The sequence below is a fragment of the Streptomyces sudanensis genome (assembly GCF_023614315.1).
In the GTDB taxonomy this organism is placed as follows: Bacteria; Actinomycetota; Actinomycetes; order Streptomycetales; family Streptomycetaceae; genus Streptomyces; species Streptomyces sudanensis.
Genome location: NZ_CP095474.1, coordinates 3,319,086 through 3,337,100 on the forward strand (window position 1 = coordinate 3,319,086; position 18,015 = coordinate 3,337,100).

Genomic DNA, 18,015 nt, shown 5'->3' on the forward strand with positions numbered 1-18,015 from the left:
GCGGGGCCCGCGCCGCGGGCGGCCCCGTCGGTGCGGCGCGGNNCCCGCCCCGCGGGCGCGGCGTCAGCCGGCCCGATGGTCCTCCCGTGCCTACGGTGTGAGGCCCCGGCCCCGGCCCGCGGGCGCGGCGTCAGCGGCCGAGCGGGAGCCCGCCGAGCAGCGGCGCGGCGCTCCGCGGGGCCGGGGCGCCGGTGGTGGTGCCCGCGACCTCGCCGACCGGCTTCCGGTCGGCGACCTCGGCGACGTCGGCGACCTCGGCGACGTCGGTGATGTCCCGGGTGGGGACCGCCTCGGCGAGGTTCTGCCCGCCCAGGGTGCGGACCGCTCCGTCGAGTCCGGCGGGGGCGAGGGCGTCGGCGGCGAAGGCCGGCGCCGCCCCGCCCGTCGCCAGCACGGAGCCGACGAGGACCGCGGCCATCTTCGTGGGCTTCATTCGGGGAGTCCTTCCTGGAGGGGGCGTCGTACGGGACGCCCGCGCCGCCGGGAGGGCCCGGTGGCGCGGTGGCGCGTCCGCCCCGTGTAACGAGCTCCCCGGGGCGCCGGAAACCCCGTAGCGCGCGGATTCCCGGTACTCCACCCGAATGACGCGGGGCGGTCCGATTCTCCGACCGGTGCGGTGTGGTGCGGTGCGGTGCGGTGCGATGCGGTGCGGTGCCGTGCGATGCGCTGCAGCGGCCGGTGGTGCCGGGGTCCGGCCCGTCCGGCACCGGTGCCCGCGTGGGTGTGCGGGGCCGGCACCGGCGTCGGCGACGGCGGATGGTTCGTGCCCGTAGGCCTGCGCGGGGCCGACGAGGGCGAGCCGACGAGAACGGGGCCGACGAGAGCGAACCGACGAGAACGGGGCCGACGAGAGCGAACCGATGAGAGCAGGGCCGACGAAAGCGGGCCGACGAGAGCGGGGCCGGCCCGGCGGAGGGACCTGAAGGCACCCGTGTGCGGGGCCGGTCCGGCGAAGGAGCCGTGCGGCACCCGTGCGGGAGCGCGGGAAGGACCGTCGCGGGCCGCTCCCGGCAACCGCTCCCGCGGCGCCCGGCCGGGTACCGCGGGAGGCGGCGCCCCGGCGGTGGGAGTCAGTGCCGGGGCCACGCCGGGCGGCCCACGAGCAACTCCCACTCGTGGTCCCGCGCCCCCGGGACCACGCGGCCCTCCGACCGCCACTGCCGGGCCAGCGCCGCGAAGAGCGGAGCCGCCTCGGCCCCGGAGCGGGCGGCGGAGGCCGTGCCGCGTCCGTGGCCGGGGCCCGGCGCGAGAGTCATGCGCTCCCACTTTCCGGTTGCTGAGGCCATGGCGACCCTTCCGTTCACCGTGTGTGACAAGTCAATCGCATCATGTCACAGCTACTCCGTACGCGCCGGGACTCCCGGAAAACGGCAGGGGCGCTTCCGGTCAGGGGCGGGGGACCACCGCGAAGCGCAGGCCGAAGTGGTCCAGGGTGCGCGGCAGCGGCCGGTCGGGGCGCAGCCGCCCGGGCCGCTCCGGGAGGTGGACGTGCCGCTCCAGGAGCGCGGCGAGCAGCGTCGACGTCAGGAACAGCACCAGGTCCTCGCCCGGGCAGGCGCCGGGCCCCGCGCTGAAGGGGAACAGCCCCGGGGTCTCCCGCGCGGTCCCCTCGAGCCAGGTGTCGGGCGCGAGCCGGTCCGCGTGGGGCAGGGCGGCGTCGCGGTGGAAGAACGGCGCGTAGATCAGGAACTCGGTCCCGGCGGGCAGGGTGACGCCGCCCCAGTCGGTCTCCCGCACCGACTCGCGCAGCAGGAAGGGCGTCGTCGGCCACAGCCGCACCGACTCCAGGACGCAGGCGCGCGTGTACGGCATCAGGTGCGGCTCGGTCGGGTCGGCGGCGGACGCCTCGTCGCGCACCCGGGCTTCCTGGGCGGGGTGGGTGGCCAGCAGGGCGAGGGTCCGGTAGGCGGCGATGCCCGCCGCGTCGAACGCGAACAGCCAGTGCGGCACCTGCCCGGCCGGGTCGAGGCCGGGCCCGGCGGGGACGGCGGCGAGCGCCGCCGCGAGACTGCCCGCCTCGGCGCGTCCCACGTGGGCGCGCAACCGCTCCTCGAAGCGTTCCCGCAGGCCGGTGCGGCGCGGGGCGGCGACCGACCAGTTGGCGGCCGCGCGCAGACGGCCCAGCATCGCGGTGAGCGCGGTGTCGTCACGCGCGCCGTCGCCGAGGACGACCCGCCGCACGGCGCGGTCCCACGCCGCCGCGAAGTCGTCCCAGGTCAGTTCGCCCGTGTCGGAGGCCACCGACCGCAGCAGCAGCCCGGTCTCCTCGCGCACGACGCGCACCATCCGGGGCGCGAGGCTGTGGATCTGGCTGCCGGTCTCCAGGGCGGCCTCGTTCAGGGCCCGCCGTCCGGTGCGCTCCGCGCCCCGCGAGATCAGCACCCCGTGCGGCTGGAACTGCTCCAGCGCGGCCCGCTTCTCCCGGGTGGCCGGCGAGTACGGGTCGGGGGTGCCCTCCAGGACGCGTACGGCGTCGGCGGCGCGCAGGACCACCGCGAAGTGCCGCCCGGCCACGTCCGCGCACAGGGGGCCGGGGCCGTACCGCCGCCGCAACTCGGTGAGCAGGCCGATCGCCCGGCGGTCCGCCGCGTACCGCTCCGCCAGGGCCATGCCGCCGCGCCGCCGCACGATCGCCCCGGCGGCGAGCGTCGGCGCCACCACCACGGCGGCCACCCGCGCCGCGTCGCGCGCCGAGACCCGCGCCGGCCCCGTCTCCGTCGTCGTCATGGCGCCCGGGTGCCCCGCTCCGGTGCCGGCATGCGTTCCATCCCCGGTGCGGGGGGCCGGCACGGCGAGGGGGCACCCGGGCGCCCGGTCCGTGAAACGGGGTCAGCTGCCGGTCGTGGGGCCCCCGCTGCCGAAGCCGCCGCTGGGCGCCCCGCGCCACTTGCGGTCGTCGTCGGTCATGGGGGAGGTGTCCGGCTCGGTGTTCTCGTGCTTCAGCTCGTACGGCATCATCCGCCGCTCGCCCTGCGGCACCTCGGCGGGCCGCCGGTAGCCCTCCACCTCACCCGGCAGCCCGGCGTCCGGCGGCCGGTGCGGCTGCTCCTCCGGGGTCGGGGGCGCCGGCTCCCTGCTCCAGATGCGCCGGCCCAGCCAGAAACCGCCGATGAGGAAGCCCACGAGGAGGAGGCCCGCCACCAGCGGACCGATCCCGACGATGTGATCCTTCGCGGCGAACTCCGCGCCGTATGCGATGAGAGGCTCCATGGCCCCCGCGTACCCCGCCGGGGACGAATCAGGCACCCGCGCCGCCGCGCCGCGCCGTGCCGCGCCGGGGTGGCGGGGGCCGCCTCCGAGGCCCCGCACCGCCCCGTGCCGCCCCGCATCTTCCCGTGCCGCCCCGCATCTTCCCGTGCCGCCCCGCACCGTCCCGCTCGGACCGCATCGTCCCGTGCCGCCCCGCACCGTCCCGCTCGGACCGCACCGTCCCGCATCTTCCCGTGCCGCCCCACACCGCCCCGCACCGTCCCGCTCGGACCGCACCGTCCCGCTCGGGCCGCGGGGACGGGGCGCCGGCCGGGGCTCGCGGTCACTTCGCGTCGGAGTACCGCTCCACCACCGCCGCCGTGAACGGGAACCGCACCGGCGTGTCACCGAAGGCGATCCGCCCGGCCAGGTCGCCGGCCGCGCGGACCGCCGCCACGACCTCCTCCGCCTCCCGCGACGGGCAGTGCACGATCACCTCGTCGTGCTGGAAGAACACCAGCTCGGCCCGCATCCCCGCGGTCGCCCGCCGCAGCGCGGCCAGCATCAGCGACGCCCAGTCGGCGGCGCTGCCCTGCACCACGAAGTTCCGCGTGAACCGGCCGCGGGCGCGGGCGTCCGCCCCCGCCCCCGCCGGGGGCCGGTCGTCGTCCTGCGGGATGCCCGCCTCCCCGGCCTCCCCGTCGTCCGCGGCGCGCGGGCTCGTCCGGCCCAGCCACGTGCGGACCGCCCGCCCCTCCTCGCCCGCGCGGGCCGCGTCGTCGACGTACGCCACCGCGCGGGGGAAGCGCCGCCGCAGCGCCGCCAGGTTCCTCAGGCCGTCACCGCTGGTCTGCCCGTAGATCGCGCCGAGCAGCGCCAGCTTGGCGTGGTCGCGGCCGCCCGGGAACGCCCGGTCCGACAGCCGCGTGTACAGGTCGTCGTCGTGGCCCGCCGCCTCCATCAGCCCCGGATCGCGGGAGATCGCCGCCAGTACGCGCGGCTCCAGCTGGTCGGCGTCCGCCACGACGAGCCGCCATCCCTCGTCGGCGACGACCGCCCGCCGGATCACCTTCGGTATCTGCAGCGCGCCGCCGCCGTTCGTCGTCCACCGCCCGCTGGCCGCCCCGCCCGGCACGTACTCGGGCCGGAACCGGCCGTCGCGCACCCAGTCCTGCAACCAGCTCCAGCCGTGCGCCGTCCAGATCCGGTACAGCGTCTTGTACGCCAGGAGCGGCTCCACCGCCGGGTGGTCCACCTTCGCCAGCTCCCAGCGGCGCGTCGACCGGATCCTGATCCCGGCCTCCGCGAACGCCCTGACCACGTCCGCGGGCAGGTCCGGGCGCACCGGCCGACCGAACGCCGCCGACACCTCGGCCGCCAGCTCCGCCAGCCGGCGCGGCTCGCCCCCGCCCGCGTACCGCTCGCCCAGCAGCTCGTGCAGCACCTCCCGGTGCACGTCCGCCCGCCACGGCAGGCCCGCCCGGTGCATCTCGGCGGCCACCAGCGCCCCCGCCGACTCGGCCGCCGTCAGCAGCCGCATCCGGTCCGGGTGCTCGGCGGCGGCGTGCCTCCGCTGCTGGTCCGCGTACACCTCCAGCAGTCCCTCCAGCGGCACCTCCGGGCCGCCGGGGGCCGCCTCGAACAGCGGCGACTGCGCGCCCGGCCCGGCCGCCGGCGGGGGGCGGTCGGGCGGCACCGGCCGGTGGTGCAGCCGCGCCCAGGCGGCCGCCGCCGACCGGGGCTCGCCCAGCCGCCCCTCGTGGCCGAGGAGCAGTCGCTCGGCGGCCTCGACGTCGTAGCAGCGCTCGACGCGCACGCCGGCGGCGAGGAGTCGCGGATAGAGGCCGGCCGTGGACCGCCACACCCACCGGCCGACCTCCGGCCGCGACCGCACCGCCGTCACCAGGTCGGGCTCGGTGACGACGGGGCCGGCGGGCAGGCAGTCCCGGCCGAGGGGGACGAGCCTCGCCCCGCCGCCCTCGACACCGTCCAGCGCCCACCGCTCGCTCACGGGTTCGATTCTGGCACCCGCCACTGACAACGGCCCGCCGCCCGGGCCGACGGCGGCCCCGCGCGGCGCACGCCGGCCGGCGAACCCCGCTGTGGCCCGCGCGCCCCGGGGCGCCGGCGGCCACCGGCGGGGCGGGGCCCGTCGCTCCCGCGGCGGTGCGCGCTGCGACCATGGGGGCCGTAGTGGCGGCGTACGCGCGAGGAGGCGTTCCCATGTCCGTGGAGCACACGGCGGCCGCCGGCGGGGCCGCACCCGCCGGACCGGGCCGCGCGCAGGACCGCGGCGGACCCGGCCGGCGGCGGCCGTGAGCGCCGGCACNGGGGGNGGGACGACCGTCGGGCGGGCCCTGGGCACCGCTCTGTACGCTGACGGCACCGCCGCCCTCGACACGGCCGCGTCGCTGCTGGCCGCCGACCCGGCCGCCGACGCCGAGCTGGCGCGGCGCGGCGAGGAGCTGCTGCGCCGCGCCTGGGAGCGCGGCTGGCAGCCCGCCGACGTGGTGCGGCTCGTCCGCCGCGACCTGGAGGGCCACCACGTGCGCCTGGCGTCCGCGCTGATCGCCGCCGAGTCCACCGGGTACGCGCACCTGCCGCCGCGCTGGCGGGACCAGCTCGCCGCGCTGGAGGCCGAGCCGTGGCGGGCCGACCGGTTCTCGTACGCGACGGCCGTCCTGGAGCTGTACCGGCTGCTGGCCCGGCTGCCCGCCCTGGAGCCGGTCGCCCCGCCGCCGGGCACCGCCGTGACGACCGCCCCGGTCGAGGGCGAACCGCGCACGCTGGCCCGGATCCGGGCGCTGCTGGCCAAGGCAGAGGCCACCGACTACCCGGAGGAGGCGGAGGCGCTCACGGCGAAGGCGCAGGAGCTGATGGCCCGTCACAGCCTGGACGAGGCCGCCCTCGCCGCCCGCGGCGGCCCGGACCCGGACGGGCCGGCGGCCGTGCGGATCGGCGTGGAGCCCCCGTACGAGACGGCGAAGGCGATCCTGCTGGACGCGGTCGCCGGCGCGAACCGCTGCCGGGCCGTGTGGCACGAGGAGTTCGCCTTCTCGGCGGTCGTCGGCTACGAGGCGGACCTGGAGGCGGTGGAACTGCTGTACACCTCGCTGCTGGTGCAGGGGCAGGCCGCGATGGCGAAGGCGGAGGCGGCGCAGCGGGCGGGGGGCCGCAGGCGCACGAAGACGTTCCGGCAGTCGTTCCTGCTGGCGTACGCGCAGCGGCTCGGCGACCGCCTGTCGGCGGCGTCCCGCCGGATCACCGCCGGGGAGCCGACGCTGCTGCCGGTGCTGGCGGCGCGGGAGGTGGCGGTGGCGGACCGTACGGACCGGATGTTCCCGGGCACCACGACGACCCGGGTCCGGGGCGCGGTGGACCGGGCCGGCTGGGACCACGGCAGGGCCGCGGCCGACCGCGCCGACACGGGCCGCGCGGCGCCCTGAGCCGGGTGCCCCGGACGCCGCCCCGCCCCCGGGCCCGGTGGCGTACGGGTGCGGCCCCGCGACCGTCGGGGAGGCGGCGGGNGNGNNNCNCCGGANGGCGGGACGGCAGGTGGTGGGCCCCGGAGGNCGCGCNNAGGCCGGTGTGACCCGCCCGCCGCCCGNNCCGCCCGCCGTTTCCGTCCGGGCGCTCCGGGCGCTCCGGGTGCTCCGGGCCTCCGGGCGCTCCGGGCGCTCCGGGTGCTCCGGGACGCACCGGCCTCCGCGTGCCCGGCCGCCCGGCCGCCCGGACCGCGCCGGGCCACCGGGCCGGGCCACCGGCTCTACCAGGAGGACTTGCGCACGCCGGGGAGGAAGCCGGCGTGCGCCTGTTCCCGCAGGCGCACCCGCGAGATGCCGAACTTCCGCAGGTGGCCCCGGGGCCGGCCGTCGACGGCGTCCCGGTTGCGGACCCGCGTGGCGCTGGCGTCGCGCGGCTGGCGACGCAACTCGGCCTGCGCGGCGGCCCGCTCGGCCTCGGGGGTGTTCGGGCGGCGGATGAGCTCCTTGAGTTCGGCACGCCGGGCGGCGTACCGCTCGACGACGGCCCTGCGCCGCTCGTTGCGCGCGATCTTGCTCTTCTTCGCCATCAGACCTTCACCCCTCGCGCGCGGATGCGGGCGACGGCGGCCTCGATGCCGATCGTGTCGATGGTCTTGACGGCGCGGGCGCTGAGGGTGAGCCGTACGTGGCGGCCCTCACTGGGCAGCCAGTAGCGCTTGCGCTGGATGTTGGGGTCGAAGCGGCGGGAGGTGCGCCGGTGGGAGTGGGAGACGCGGTTGCCGAAGCCCGGCTGGGCGCCGGTGAGCTGACAGTGGGCGGACAAGGTGACCTACCTCTCGGAACTCTTTATTGGTAATGGAAACCGTTTCCACTTACTGTACCTCCATGGCCCGCGACGAACTACGCCCGATCATCAAGCTCCGGTCCACCGCCGGGACCGGTTACACCTACGTGACCCGCAAGAACCGCCGGAACGACCCCGACCGCCTGACCCTGCGCAAGTACGACCCGGTCGTCGGCCGGCACGTCGACTTCCGAGAGGAGCGCTGACCGCCGTGAAGCCCGGAATCCACCCCCCGTACGGCCCCGTCGTCTTCCGCGACAAGGCGGGCGGCTTCGCCTTCCTCACCCGGTCCACCATGACCAGCGACAAGACCGTGGAGTGGGAGGACGGCCGCACCTACCCGGTCGTCGACGTCGAGATCTCCTCGGCGAGCCACCCCTTCTACACCGGCCAGGCGCGCGTCCTCGACACCGCCGGGCGCGTGGAGCGCTTCGAGCGCCGCTACGGAGCGGCGGGCACCGGCACCGCCGGGGGCGCCGGGCGGCGCGAGGTCCGCTGATGCCGTCCGTCCCCCTTTCCGTCGCCCTCGTCGGGGGGCTCCACGCCGACGCCCGGCGCGCCGCGGTGGACCGCCTGCTCGCCTCCGTGCCGGGGAGCGTCGCGCTCCACCACGACCTGTCCACCGCCGCGGAGCACGGCACGGTCGTCAGGACGGTCCGCGACGCGACCGGAGTGCTCTCCACCGGCGAGACGCCCCTCGTCAACGACTGCGCCTGCTGCGCGCTCCGCGAGGACCTGGTGCCCGAGCTGGAGCGGCTCGCCGGCACCGGCCTGACCCGGCTCGCCGTCGTGGAGCTGTGGGACTCGGTCGAGCCCAAGGCGATGGCCGAGGTCGTGGCCGCCGCCGGGCTCGACCTGACCGGGGTCGTCACCGCCGTGGACCCCGCGCTGGTCCTGCCGTACCTGGGCAACGGCGACGACCTGGCGGACGCCGGGCTGGCGGCCGCCGCCTCGGACCGGCGGACGGTCGCCGACACCTGGGCCCGGCAGCTGGAGTACGCGCCGGTGCTCGCGGTACTGGACAGTCCGGACGCCGACGACGAGGACCGCGCGCTGCTCGCCCAGCTCCACCCGACGGCACGCCACGTCGCCGTACCGGACGGGGATCTGGCCGCGGCCGTCCTCGCCGGGTTCGACGTGGAGGCCGCCGCGGCCGCCCAGCACCCGGCCTGCGCGCTCCTCCCGCAGGAGGCGGACGCGGCCGGTGTGGGCACCTGGGTGTGGCGCGCCCGCCGGCCCTTCCACCCCGGGCGGCTGTACGCGGCGCTGGAGGACCTGACCTGCGCCGCGGCCCGCAGCCGCGGCCGCTTCTGGCTCGCGGACCGGCCCGACACGCTGCTCGCCTGGGACGCGGCGGGCGGCGCCCTGTGCGTGGAGAGCACCGGTCCGTGGCTGGCCGCGCTGCCGGACGCCGCCTGGGAGCTGGAGCCGCCGGTGCGCCGGGCCGCCGCCGCGCTGGACTGGGACCCGGAGTTCGGGGACCGCTGCCAGCACCTCGTCTTCACCTCGCCCGGCCTGGACCGCGAAGGACTCGCCGAACTGCTCGGCTCCTGCCTGCTCACCGACGAGGAGTACGCCGCCGGCCGCACGGCCTGGAAGCGCCTCCCGTCCGCCTTCGACACCCTCCTGGAGGTCTGACCCCGTGCCCCAGAACCGTTCCGCCGACCGCAAGCCCGCCAAGGGCCGCTCCCGTTCCTCCTCCGGTTCCCGGCCCCGCTCGGACAAGGGGAACCCCCTGGAGCGGGCCGGGATCACCTACGTCGACTACAAGGACACCGACCTGCTGCGGAGGTTCATCTCCGACCGGGGCAAGATCCGCAGCCGCAGGGTGACCCGCGTCACGGCCCAGCAGCAGCGGCAGATCGCCAGGGCCGTCAAGAACGCCCGCGAGATGGCGCTGCTGCCGTACGCGTCGCAGGCCCGCTGAGCCGGCGGCGGGGCGGCCCCGACCGGGTTCCGTCCGAACCGCCTTCCGAGCCGGGCCTTTTCACCTCCGGGGCTCCCCGCGTCTCCCGCGCGGGGAGCCCTTTTCCGCGTGTTCGGAAAAGGAGGCAGCCAAGTGGGCCCGGCGCTCGTCTCAGTAGTCGGGAGGACACCCCTCGTGCACGTGCATCTGCTCGCGCAAGCGCAGGTGAACGGGGCTATGATCCGGATAGTTGCCCCCCGCAACATCACCCGCCCCTCTACCCCATGCGACTCGGGAGCGTCCTGTGCACCACGTGTTGAACGTGTACAACGGCATGGCGGCCACAGAGCTTCACGGAGTCGTCTGGCAGAAGAGCAGGCACAGCAATTCGCAGGGATCCTGCGTCGAATTCGCCAAGCTGCCCGGCGGGGACGTGGCGGTGCGCAACTCGCGGTTCCCCGACGGGCCCGCCCTGGTCTACACCCCCGCGGAGATCGAGGCCCTCCTCCTGGGCGTCAAGGACGGGGAGTTCGACCACCTCGTCGGCGGCTGACGGCCCGTGCGCCGCGCCCGGCGCACGGAAAAGGGGCTCCGCGAACGGAGCCCCTTCCCATCGGCCGCGGGTCCCCCGTGGCCCCGGGCCGACGTCTTCCCCGGCGTGCCGGCGTCCGGTCACGGCCGGTCCGGGAGCCGGAACAGCGCCCACACGACCTTCCCGCGCAGCGCCCCCGCCAGCGGGTGCCAGCCCCAGCTGTCGCTGAACGACTCGACCAGGAACAGCCCGCGCCCCGACTCCGCGGAGAGGTCCCCGTCGGGGACCCGTACCGCGGGCGTGTCCGGACTCGAGTCGCGCACCGCGCACACGAGCCGGCCCGCCCAGCGCATCAGGTGCAGCCGCACCGGCGGGTCGAGCGGGTGCTCGTGCGGGGCGCCCGCGGGCAGCGCGTGCCGCAGCGCGTTGGTGACGAGTTCGGAGACGACGAGCGCGACGTCGTCGAACCGGTCGTCGAGTTTCCACTGCGCGAGGATCGTGCGGGTGAACTGCCGGGCCCCGCGCACCGCCTCGTGCCGGGCGGGCAGCGCGCACGACGCCGAGCTCGACGCGGACGCGGCATCGACCGGGGGAGGCCCCTGCCGTAACGGCTTGAGCATGGTCGATCCATTCGTGGCCATGCGAGGCACTCCCCGGATTCGCGGCTGTGGTGCGACAACACGAACGACTACGCAGCTGCGCGCGGCCCATCGTTGCGAAAGCCGGGAGCAGATGCAAGGGCAGATGCACGTGCACGCGCCCGAGGTGTCCCGCCCTGTGTGTTTCCTGGCCATATCTTCCCCCGCTTTTCCCGGTGCTCATGGCCGAAGTCATCGCTGTTCGGTAGTCGTCCGCGTACAGGACGAAGCGGTTTGGTGGCAGAATCCGCGCTCGGAGCTCGGGGGTGCTCCGTCGTGCAGATCCGCGATGGGGAGGGTTGAAGACGTGACCGCGACTGAATCCGGCGGTTCCGTGGTGCGGCGCATCCTGCTGGGCTCACAGCTCAGGAGACTGCGCGAGGCACGCGGCATCACCCGGGAGGCCGCCGGCTACTCGATCCGGGCGTCCGAATCCAAGATCAGCCGGCTGGAGTTGGGAAGGGTGAGCTTCAAGGCGAGGGACGTGGAGGACCTGCTCACGCTCTACGGGGTGACCGACGAGAAGGAGCGCGAGGCGCTGCTGGCCCTCGTCCGGGAGGCCAACGTCGCCGGCTGGTGGCACAGCTACGGCGACGTCCTGCCCGGGTGGTTCCAGACGTACATCGGACTGGAGGGCGCCGCCTCGCTCATCCGCATCTACGAGGTGCAGTTCGTCCACGGCCTGCTGCAGACCGAGGCGTACGCGCACGCGGTCGTCTCCCGGGGGACCTGCTCCGCCACCTCGGCCGCCGAGGTCGACCGCCGCGTCGCGCTGCGCCTGGAGCGGCAGAAGGTCCTCGTCTCCGAGCACGCCCCGCTGTTTCACGCCGTTCTCGACGAGGCCGCGCTGCGCCGCCCGTACGGCGACCGCTCGGTCATGCGCGACCAGGTGAGGCACCTGATCGAGATGTCGGAGCGGCCCAACATCACGCTCCAGGTCATGCCGTTCAGCTTCGGCGGGCACTCCGGGGAGAGCGGCGCCTTCACCATGCTGCGGTTCCCCGAGTCCGACCTCTCCGACATCGTCTACCTGGAGCAGCTGACGGGCGCCCTCTACATCGACAAGCGCGACGAGGTCGCCCAGTACGAGCGCGCCATGGAGAGGCTCCACGCGGACAGCCCCGGTCCGGAAGAGAGCCGGGATCTTCTCCGGGGGCTTCTCCAACTGATCTGACAAATAAGTAATATGACGTCCCGTCAGCCGTATTCGGGAGCGGCCCTGCGGGCCACACGGCCTTCGGAAGGGATGCCATGTCCTACTTCAGAGATCTGGCCCTGCAGTACATCGACGGTGAATGGCGGGCCGGCGGCGGCTCGTGGGACATCATCGACTTCAACCCGTACAACGAGGAGAAGCTCGCCTCCATAACCGTCGCCACCGTCGAGGAGGTCGACCAGGCGTACCGCGCCGCCGAGAGGGCGCAGCCCGGATGGGCCGCGACCAACCCGTACGCACGGCGCGGCGTCCTGGAGCGGGCCCTGCGGATCATCGAGGACCGCGAGGACGACCTGGTCGAGGCGATCGTCGCGGAGCTCGGCGGCACGCGCGGCAAGGCGGCCTTCGAGCTCCACCTCGCCCGCGAGTTCATGCGCGAGGCGATCCACCTGTCGCTGCGGCCCGAGGGCCGGATCCTCCCGTCGCCCATCGACGGCAAGGAGAACCGGGTCTACCGGCTGCCGGTCGGCGTCGTCGGCGTGATCAGCCCGTTCAACTTCCCCTTCCTGCTCTCGCTGAAGGTCGTCGCCCCGGCGCTGGCGCTCGGCAACGCGGTGGTGCTCAAGCCGCACCAGAACACCCCGATCCTCGGCGGCACCATGCTGGCCAAGGTCTTCGAGGACGCGGGACTGCCGCCCGGCGTCCTCAACGTCGTCGTCACCGACATCGCGGAGATCGGCGACGCGCTGCTGGAGCACCCCGTCCCCAGCGTCATCGCCTTCACCGGCTCGGACCGCGTCGGCAGGCACGTCGCCACGGTGTGCGCCTCCCACTTCAAGCGGACCGTCCTGGAGTGCGGCGGCAACAGCGCGCTCGTCGTCCTCGACGACGCGGACGTCGACTACGCCGTCGACGCGGCGGTGTTCAGCCGCTTCGTCCACCAGGGGCAGGCGTGCATGGCCGCCAACCGCGTCCTGGTGGACCGGTCCCTGATGGCGGAGTTCACCGAGAAGTTCGTGGCCAGGGTGCGGGCGTTGAGGACGGGCGACCCGGCCGAGCCCGAGACCCACATCGGCCCGCTGATCAACTCCTCGCAGGTGGAGTCGGTCATGGCCGCCGTCCAGCAGACCGTCGCGGCCGGCGCCCGGGTGCTGGTGGGCGGCACCAGCGAGGGCAACGTCGTCGCGCCGACCGTGCTGGCCGACGTCCCGGCCGACGCCGCCGTCCTCGGCCAGGAGATATTCGGCCCGGTCGCCCTCCTCATCCCGTTCGACGGGGAGGACGAGGCCGTCCGCATCGCCAATGACACCCCGTACGGCCTGAGCGGCGGCGTCCACACCCGTGACGTCGAGCGCGGCGTCCGGTTCGCCCGGCGCGTCCACACGGGCATGATCCACGTCAACGACGCCATCGTCCACGACGAGCCGATCGTGCCCTTCGGCGGCGAGAAGCACTCCGGTGTCGGGCGGCTCAACGGCGACGCGACCGTGGAGGCGTTCACCACCCAGAAGTGGATCTCCGTCCAGCACGCGCGCAGCACCTTCCCCATCTGATCCGGCCCGTGCGCGCCGGGGCGCACGGGGACGAACGCGACGCGCCGCCCTCCTCCGTCGGGGCGCGCCGCCCTCCTCCGTCGCGACGCGCCGCCCTCCTCCGTCGGGGCGCGGCGCGCCGCCCCGCCGGGCGGCACCGGAGCGGGGGCTCCCGGTCCGGGGTTTCCACGCGCCGGCCGGGCCCGGCCCCGGCCCGCGGGCCGGCCGCCCCGCCGGGCGCGCTCCCCGGCGGGGCGGCCCCGCCCTGCCCGTACCCTGTCGGCATCGGTCCCACGGTACGGAGGGCGGGGAAGCGGATGTCGGCGATCCGGCTGCTGGTGCTCGGCGCCGTCCGCCAGCACGGGCGGGCACACGGCTACCAGGTGCGCAACGACCTGGAGTACTGGGGCGCCCACGAGTGGTCGAACGCCAAACCGGGCTCGATCTACCACGCCCTGAAGCAGATGGCGAAGCAGGGCCTGCTGCGCGCCCACGAGACCGCGCCCAGCACCGCCGGGGGGCCGCCCCGCACCGAGTACGAGATCACCGACGAGGGCACCGAGGAGTACTTCGCCCTGCTCCGCCAGGCCCTCACGGCGCACGACCAGAAGCCCGACAGCCTCGCCGCCGCCCTCGGCTTCCTCGTCGACCTGCCCCGCGAGGAGGCCCTGGACCTGCTCCGGCAGCGCGTCGCGGGGCTGGAGCGCTGGCGGACGGCCGTCACCGAGCACTACACGCCCGAGGGGGGCCCCGAGCGGCTGGGGCACATCGGGGAGATCATGAACCTCTGGCTCCACCAGACCGACGCGGACGCCGCCTGGACCCGCGGCCTCGTCGAGCGCGTCGAGGGCGGCGCGTACACCTTCGCCGGCGAGGGCGCCCCGTTCGTCGGCGTCCTCGCCGAAGGCCAGGAGAACCCGTACGCGACGGGCACCCGGCACCCCGGCGACCGGGGCTGAGGGACCTCCCCGGAAAGCCGCTTGCACCTCACGCGACGTGAGGGACCACGCTGAGGGGCGTACCGAGGAAGGAGCGGTGAGCCATGGGCTACTCCGTCGGACAGGTCGCCCGTTTCGCCGGGGTCACGGTGCGCACCCTGCACCACTACGACGAGATCGGGCTGCTCTCCCCGAGCGGCCGCAGCCGCGCCGGGCACCGGCGCTACGAGGACGACGACCTCGACCGGCTGCAGCAGGTCCTGTTCTACCGGGAGCTCGGATTCCCGCTCGACCAGGTCGCGGCCCTGCTCGACGACCCGGGCACGGACCCGCGGGAGCACCTGCGGCGCCAGCACGGTCTGCTGACCGCCCGGATCGCCGAACTGCAGAGGATGGCCGAGGCCGTCGAACACGCCATGGAGGCGAAGAAGATGGGCATCAACCTCACCCCCGAGGAGAAGTTCGAGGTGTTCGGGGAGCACGACCCCGAGCAGTACGCCGACGAGGCCGAGCAGCGGTGGGGCGGCACCGAGGCCTACCGCGAGTCCCAGCGGCGCGCCGCCCGCTACACCAAGGCGGACTGGCAGCGCTTCCAGGACGAGGCGAAGGACTGGGGCGACCGCTACGGGGCGCTGATGGACGCGGGCGAGGAGCCCTCCGGCGAGCGGGCCACGGCCATGGCGGAGGAGCACCGGCGGCAGATCGGCCGCTGGTTCTACGACTGCCCCTACGAGATGCACCGCTGCCTGGGCGACATGTACGTCGCGGACGAGCGCTTCAAGGCGTTCTACGACGCCATGCGCCCGGGCCTCGCCGAGCACCTGCGGGACGCGATCCACGCGAACGCCGACCGCCGCGCGTAGCCGCCGCCCGTCCCGCCCCGGCGCCCCCGGGCGGGCGGCGCGCGGTCGCGCAGGGTGACGGGCGAGGGGCGGTATTCGGTCGTCCGGTTCGGGTGCACCGCCCGGGCCGGGCGCCCGGAGGGGCGGTGGAACCGAGGTGTCCCCGGAAGCGTTGATACTTTTGGGCAGCCGTCCCCGCCCATCGAACCAGGAGCCCGGAACCCGTGATGACCCTTGCGCTTGGCCCGGAGTGGCTCAGCCCGGACTACCTGATCTCCGAATACGGCCTGCCGGGCATTCTGCTCATCGTCTTCGCCGAATCGGGCTTCTTCGCCTTCCTGCCGGGCGACTCGCTGCTGTTCACGGCGGGCCTGCTGGTGGCCGAGGGCAACTACATCCGGCAGCCGCTGTGGCTGGTCTGCACGCTGATCGTGGCCGCCGCGATCACCGGTGACCAGGTCGGCTACGCGATAGGCCGGTTCTTCGGCCCGAAGCTGTTCAACCGCCCCAACTCCAAGGTCTTCAAGCAGGAGAACCTCGACAAGGCGCACGAGTTCGTCGAGAAGTACGGCCCGAAGGCGATCGTGCTGGCCCGCTTCGTGCCGATCGTGCGGACGTTCGCGCCGATCGTCGCGGGCGCCGGCCGGATGAAGTACCGCACGTTCATCTCGTACAACGTCATCGGCGGCGTGCTGTGGGGCGCCGGCATCACGGTCGCCGGGTACTTCCTCGGCCAGATCGGCTTCATCAAGGAGAACATCGAGGCGATCCTCATCCTGATCGTCCTGCTCTCGGTGATCCCGATCGTCGTCGAGTTCGTCCGCGCCCGCTCCCAGCAGAAGAAGGCGGCCGCGCTGTCCGCGGCCCCCGCCGACCCCGCCGCGCCCGTCCAGCGGGGCCGCCACGCCAGGCGCTGAACCGCCGGCGCCCCGGGAGCGGGCGCCGCACGTGCCGCACGCGGCCGGCCGGGGAACCGGCCGGCCGCCGCCGTCAGAAGCCCCGGGTGCGCTTCGCCGCGCGGCGGGTCGCCGCCGTCGCCGGCGCCCGCAGGAACATCCGGGCCAGCTCGCCGCCCAGGTTCACGCCGATGGCGATGGCCAGCGCCAGCGCCACCGCCCGCGCCAGCGAGGCGAAACCGGCGTCGATGTTGTTCTGGGCGATGTTGAGGACGCCGTAGTACATCGCGGACCCCGGCAGCAGCGGGCCGATCGCCGCCGTCACGTACGGCAGCGACGTCGACCGCTCGTACCGCGCCATGAGCTGCCCGAACAGGCCCACCAGCCCGGCCGCCAGCGCCGTCGCCAGCACCGCCGAACCCCCGGCCGTCACCGCGACCGCCCCGAACACCACCCACGCCACCGCGCCGTTCAGCATCACGAACAGGACCGTGAAACGGTCCTGCTGGAGCAGTATCCCGAAGGTCAGCGACAGCGCCATCGCCGCGAGGATCGACACCACCGGCCGCTCCACCGGCGCGACGGTCCCCTCCGGGCTCAGCTCCGCGCCCAGTTGCACGCCCACGTACAGCGTCGTCAGCACGCCCACCACGATCGCGACGAAGAAGTACACGACCTCCAGCAGGCGTGCCGACGCGGTGATGTAGAAGCCCGTCAGGCCGTCCTGCACGGCGGCGACCAGGACGCGCCCCGGGATCAGCGCGAACAGTCCGCCCGTGATCACCGCCGACGGCCGCAGGCCCGCGTGCAGCAGGCTCACCGCCACGCCCAGCGCCGCGGGCGGCACCGCCGCCACCGCGAACTGGTAGAACTCCGGCAGCCCCCGCCCCGCCGCCAGCCACGCCAGCCGGTCGCCGAGCATCGCTCCCACGGCGGCGATCAGGAACACCGTCAGGTCGCCGCCGAGCAGCACCGACGCCGCCCCCGCCAGCCCGCCCGCCGACAGGGTCAGCACCCAGCCGGGGTAGGGGTGCCGGTTGCGGCGGATCAGCGCCAGCCGCCGGTACGCGTCCTCCAGCGTGACGTCGACGCCCTCGGTGCTGATGTCCGTGACCAGCTGGTACACGGCCGCCAGCCGGGTGTAGTCCGTGCCGCGGCGCCGTACGATCCGGCTCGCCGTCACGGGGGCGTCCACCAGCGACGGCTGGTACGTCACCGAGAGCAGGGTGAAGGTGACCGTCGGCTCGCAGCGGTCCATCCCGTACGCGCGGCAGATGGCGAACATGGCGGCCTCGACGTCCTCGGCGCCCTCACCGCCCGCCAGCAGCAGCTCGCCGATGCGCAGCGTCAGGTCCAGCACGCGGGGCGCGGCCGGGGCGACGCCCTCCTCGTTGCGCTGCGCCGGCTCGGCCAGCGGCCGCTCGCTCACCGGCATCCGCAGCATGGTCCGCATCCGGTCCTGCCACGGGGCGTCCTTCGACAGCCGGACCCTCGGCAGGCCCTGCGCGGGGGTGTACGCCGGATGGGCCAGCCGCGCGTCGAAGGCGGACGGCGGGGCGAAGGCGGACCCCTCCCGCTCCCCGGACCTCTCCCGCTCCCCGGACGGCTCCGCCGCGAACCCCTCGGGGACGGCGAACTCCGAACTCGGGTGGTCGTCCTCGGACGGACCGGGCGGCTCCACTCCGGCGGGCGGGGCGAAGGCGCTGTGCGCCTCGTCCGGCTGCGGCTTGCGGTCCTCCTCCGGACCGTGCGGTTCCGCCACCACTGTGCCCGCCACTCCCGCCTGATCGTCCGACCCGTGATCTCCACCTGCCCGGGGCGGCCGTGCCGTACTCCCGGTGCCGCCGCGCGGGGCGACCGCCGCGCCCCAGTATGTACGGGGTCTTTCCGTGCCATGGAGCCGAAGGGGCGCGCGGATGCCGGGAGGGCGTACCCGAGACGCGCCGGCGGAGGCCGGGGGCGCGTGGCCGGGCGCGGCCGGCCCGCGGAGCCCGGGGGGCCGGCGCTCCCTTAAACACATCCGACGGTGCGGNAGNNCGGNAGNGTCANATGNGTNG

Annotated in this window: 18 protein-coding genes and 2 pseudogenes; 11 read left to right on the forward strand and 9 right to left on the reverse strand. The window is 75.2% G+C overall.

Going from position 1 to position 18,015, the window contains the following annotated elements:
- Positions 1-130 precede the first annotated feature (130 nt).
- The 5 genes from MW084_RS15465 to MW084_RS15485 form a co-directional block, all read right to left on the reverse strand.
- Positions 131-433, reverse strand: a complete 303-nt coding sequence (locus MW084_RS15465) for a hypothetical protein (protein WP_010473216.1) — start codon at positions 431-433, stop codon at positions 131-133.
- Between the two features lie 637 nt (positions 434-1,070).
- On the reverse strand, positions 1,071-1,256 hold the full coding sequence (locus tag MW084_RS15470; protein ID WP_010473214.1) for a hypothetical protein: 186 nt from the start codon (positions 1,254-1,256) through the stop codon (positions 1,071-1,073).
- 130 nt (positions 1,257-1,386) lie between these two features.
- Positions 1,387-2,727, reverse strand: coding sequence for a cytochrome P450 (locus MW084_RS15475; protein ID WP_010473213.1), 1,341 nt, complete (start codon positions 2,725-2,727; stop codon positions 1,387-1,389).
- Between the two features lie 102 nt (positions 2,728-2,829).
- Positions 2,830-3,210, reverse strand: coding sequence for a DUF6479 family protein (locus MW084_RS15480; RefSeq protein ID WP_010473211.1), 381 nt, complete (start codon positions 3,208-3,210; stop codon positions 2,830-2,832).
- A gap of 322 nt (positions 3,211-3,532) precedes the next feature.
- Entirely contained in the window at positions 3,533-5,200 is a 1,668-nt protein-coding gene (locus MW084_RS15485; protein WP_010473209.1) for a bifunctional 3'-5' exonuclease/DNA polymerase, read from the reverse strand.
- A 325-nt stretch (positions 5,201-5,525) separates the two neighbouring features.
- Here MW084_RS15485 and MW084_RS15490 point away from each other — a divergent pair.
- Positions 5,526-6,635 (forward strand): annotated as a pseudogene (locus MW084_RS15490) (DUF2786 domain-containing protein); the annotation flags it as partial.
- Between the two features lie 320 nt (positions 6,636-6,955).
- Here MW084_RS15490 and rpsN read toward each other — a convergent pair.
- Together rpsN and rpmB are read right to left on the reverse strand one after the other, a co-directional pair.
- Positions 6,956-7,261 carry a 30S ribosomal protein S14 gene (gene rpsN, locus MW084_RS15495; RefSeq protein WP_010470371.1) on the reverse strand — a complete coding sequence of 102 codons (306 nt, stop codon included), beginning with the start codon at positions 7,259-7,261 and terminating at the stop codon, positions 6,956-6,958.
- Positions 7,261-7,497, reverse strand: coding sequence for a 50S ribosomal protein L28 (gene rpmB, locus MW084_RS15500; RefSeq protein ID WP_010470369.1), 237 nt, complete (start codon positions 7,495-7,497; stop codon positions 7,261-7,263). The genes rpsN and rpmB overlap by 1 nt, the downstream gene beginning before the upstream one ends.
- A gap of 62 nt (positions 7,498-7,559) precedes the next feature.
- Here rpmB and rpmG point away from each other — a divergent pair, with 62 nt between their 5' ends.
- The 5 genes from rpmG to MW084_RS15525 all read left to right on the forward strand — a co-directional run bounded on the left by rpmG (position 7,560) and on the right by MW084_RS15525 (position 9,977).
- Positions 7,560-7,724: a 50S ribosomal protein L33 gene (rpmG, locus tag MW084_RS15505; protein ID WP_010470368.1), complete on the forward strand. Its 165-nt coding sequence runs from the start codon at positions 7,560-7,562 to the stop codon at positions 7,722-7,724.
- Between the two features lie 5 nt (positions 7,725-7,729).
- Positions 7,730-8,017 (forward strand): type B 50S ribosomal protein L31, encoded by a 288-nt coding sequence (locus tag MW084_RS15510; protein WP_010470367.1) that lies wholly within the window; start codon positions 7,730-7,732, stop codon positions 8,015-8,017.
- The gene (locus tag MW084_RS15515) at positions 8,017-9,156 is read left to right on the forward strand and encodes a CobW family GTP-binding protein (RefSeq protein WP_010470366.1); all 1,140 of its coding nucleotides are present in this window, start codon (positions 8,017-8,019) and stop codon (positions 9,154-9,156) included. The genes MW084_RS15510 and MW084_RS15515 overlap by 1 nt, the downstream gene beginning before the upstream one ends.
- A gap of 4 nt (positions 9,157-9,160) precedes the next feature.
- On the forward strand, positions 9,161-9,445 hold the full coding sequence (rpsR, locus tag MW084_RS15520) for a 30S ribosomal protein S18 (RefSeq protein ID WP_010470365.1): 285 nt from the start codon (positions 9,161-9,163) through the stop codon (positions 9,443-9,445).
- A gap of 313 nt (positions 9,446-9,758) precedes the next feature.
- On the forward strand, positions 9,759-9,977 hold the full coding sequence (locus MW084_RS15525; RefSeq protein WP_086024571.1) for a DUF397 domain-containing protein: 219 nt from the start codon (positions 9,759-9,761) through the stop codon (positions 9,975-9,977).
- A gap of 119 nt (positions 9,978-10,096) precedes the next feature.
- Here the strand turns inward: MW084_RS15525 and MW084_RS15530 are convergent, their stop codons facing one another.
- The gene (locus MW084_RS15530; RefSeq protein WP_029553475.1) at positions 10,097-10,597 is read right to left on the reverse strand and encodes an ATP-binding protein; all 501 of its coding nucleotides are present in this window, start codon (positions 10,595-10,597) and stop codon (positions 10,097-10,099) included.
- A 304-nt stretch (positions 10,598-10,901) separates the two neighbouring features.
- Between MW084_RS15530 and MW084_RS15535 the strand changes: the two genes are divergently transcribed.
- From MW084_RS15535 to MW084_RS15555, 5 genes and pseudogenes are all read left to right on the forward strand, one after another.
- The gene (locus MW084_RS15535) at positions 10,902-11,768 is read left to right on the forward strand and encodes a helix-turn-helix domain-containing protein (RefSeq protein ID WP_010470362.1); all 867 of its coding nucleotides are present in this window, start codon (positions 10,902-10,904) and stop codon (positions 11,766-11,768) included.
- A 77-nt stretch (positions 11,769-11,845) separates the two neighbouring features.
- Complete coding sequence (locus MW084_RS15540) at positions 11,846-13,303, forward strand: aldehyde dehydrogenase family protein (protein ID WP_010470361.1); 1,458 nt, start codon at positions 11,846-11,848, stop codon at positions 13,301-13,303.
- 296 nt (positions 13,304-13,599) lie between these two features.
- Positions 13,600-14,241, forward strand: coding sequence for a PadR family transcriptional regulator (locus tag MW084_RS15545; RefSeq protein ID WP_010470360.1), 642 nt, complete (start codon positions 13,600-13,602; stop codon positions 14,239-14,241).
- Between the two features lie 83 nt (positions 14,242-14,324).
- Positions 14,325-15,083: a MerR family transcriptional regulator gene (locus MW084_RS15550; protein ID WP_010470359.1), complete on the forward strand. Its 759-nt coding sequence runs from the start codon at positions 14,325-14,327 to the stop codon at positions 15,081-15,083.
- A gap of 203 nt (positions 15,084-15,286) precedes the next feature.
- Positions 15,287-15,949, forward strand: a pseudogene (locus MW084_RS15555) (VTT domain-containing protein); the annotation flags it as partial.
- Positions 15,950-16,052: 103 nt separating this feature from the next.
- On the opposite strand, the gene MW084_RS15560 reads toward MW084_RS15555, so the two are convergent.
- Positions 16,053-17,723 (reverse strand): threonine/serine exporter family protein, encoded by a 1,671-nt coding sequence (locus tag MW084_RS15560; protein WP_029553474.1) that lies wholly within the window; start codon positions 17,721-17,723, stop codon positions 16,053-16,055.
- Positions 17,724-18,015: the final 292 nt, after the last annotated feature.

What these genes read in the sequence shown, in the direction of transcription:
- MW084_RS15465 (WP_010473216.1), bottom strand. Translation starts at nt 433, where the DNA reads ATGAAGCCCACGAAGATGGCCGCGGTCCTCGTCGGCTCCGTGCTGGCG.
- MW084_RS15470 (WP_010473214.1), bottom strand. Translation starts at nt 1,256, where the DNA reads ATGACTCTCGCGCCGGGCCCCGGCCACGGACGCGGCACGGCCTCCGCC.
- MW084_RS15475 (WP_010473213.1), bottom strand. Translation starts at nt 2,727, where the DNA reads ATGACGACGACGGAGACGGGGCCGGCGCGGGTCTCGGCGCGCGACGCG.
- MW084_RS15480 (WP_010473211.1), bottom strand. Translation starts at nt 3,210, where the DNA reads ATGGAGCCTCTCATCGCATACGGCGCGGAGTTCGCCGCGAAGGATCAC.
- rpsN (WP_010470371.1), bottom strand. Translation starts at nt 7,261, where the DNA reads ATGGCGAAGAAGAGCAAGATCGCGCGCAACGAGCGGCGCAGGGCCGTC.
- rpmG (WP_010470368.1), top strand. Translation starts at nt 7,560, where the DNA reads ATGGCCCGCGACGAACTACGCCCGATCATCAAGCTCCGGTCCACCGCC.
- MW084_RS15515 (WP_010470366.1), top strand. Translation starts at nt 8,017, where the DNA reads ATGCCGTCCGTCCCCCTTTCCGTCGCCCTCGTCGGGGGGCTCCACGCC.
- MW084_RS15525 (WP_086024571.1), top strand. Translation starts at nt 9,759, where the DNA reads ATGGCGGCCACAGAGCTTCACGGAGTCGTCTGGCAGAAGAGCAGGCAC.
- MW084_RS15530 (WP_029553475.1), bottom strand. Translation starts at nt 10,597, where the DNA reads ATGGCCACGAATGGATCGACCATGCTCAAGCCGTTACGGCAGGGGCCT.
- MW084_RS15540 (WP_010470361.1), top strand. Translation starts at nt 11,846, where the DNA reads ATGTCCTACTTCAGAGATCTGGCCCTGCAGTACATCGACGGTGAATGG.
- MW084_RS15545 (WP_010470360.1), top strand. Translation starts at nt 13,600, where the DNA reads ATGTCGGCGATCCGGCTGCTGGTGCTCGGCGCCGTCCGCCAGCACGGG.
- MW084_RS15550 (WP_010470359.1), top strand. Translation starts at nt 14,325, where the DNA reads ATGGGCTACTCCGTCGGACAGGTCGCCCGTTTCGCCGGGGTCACGGTG.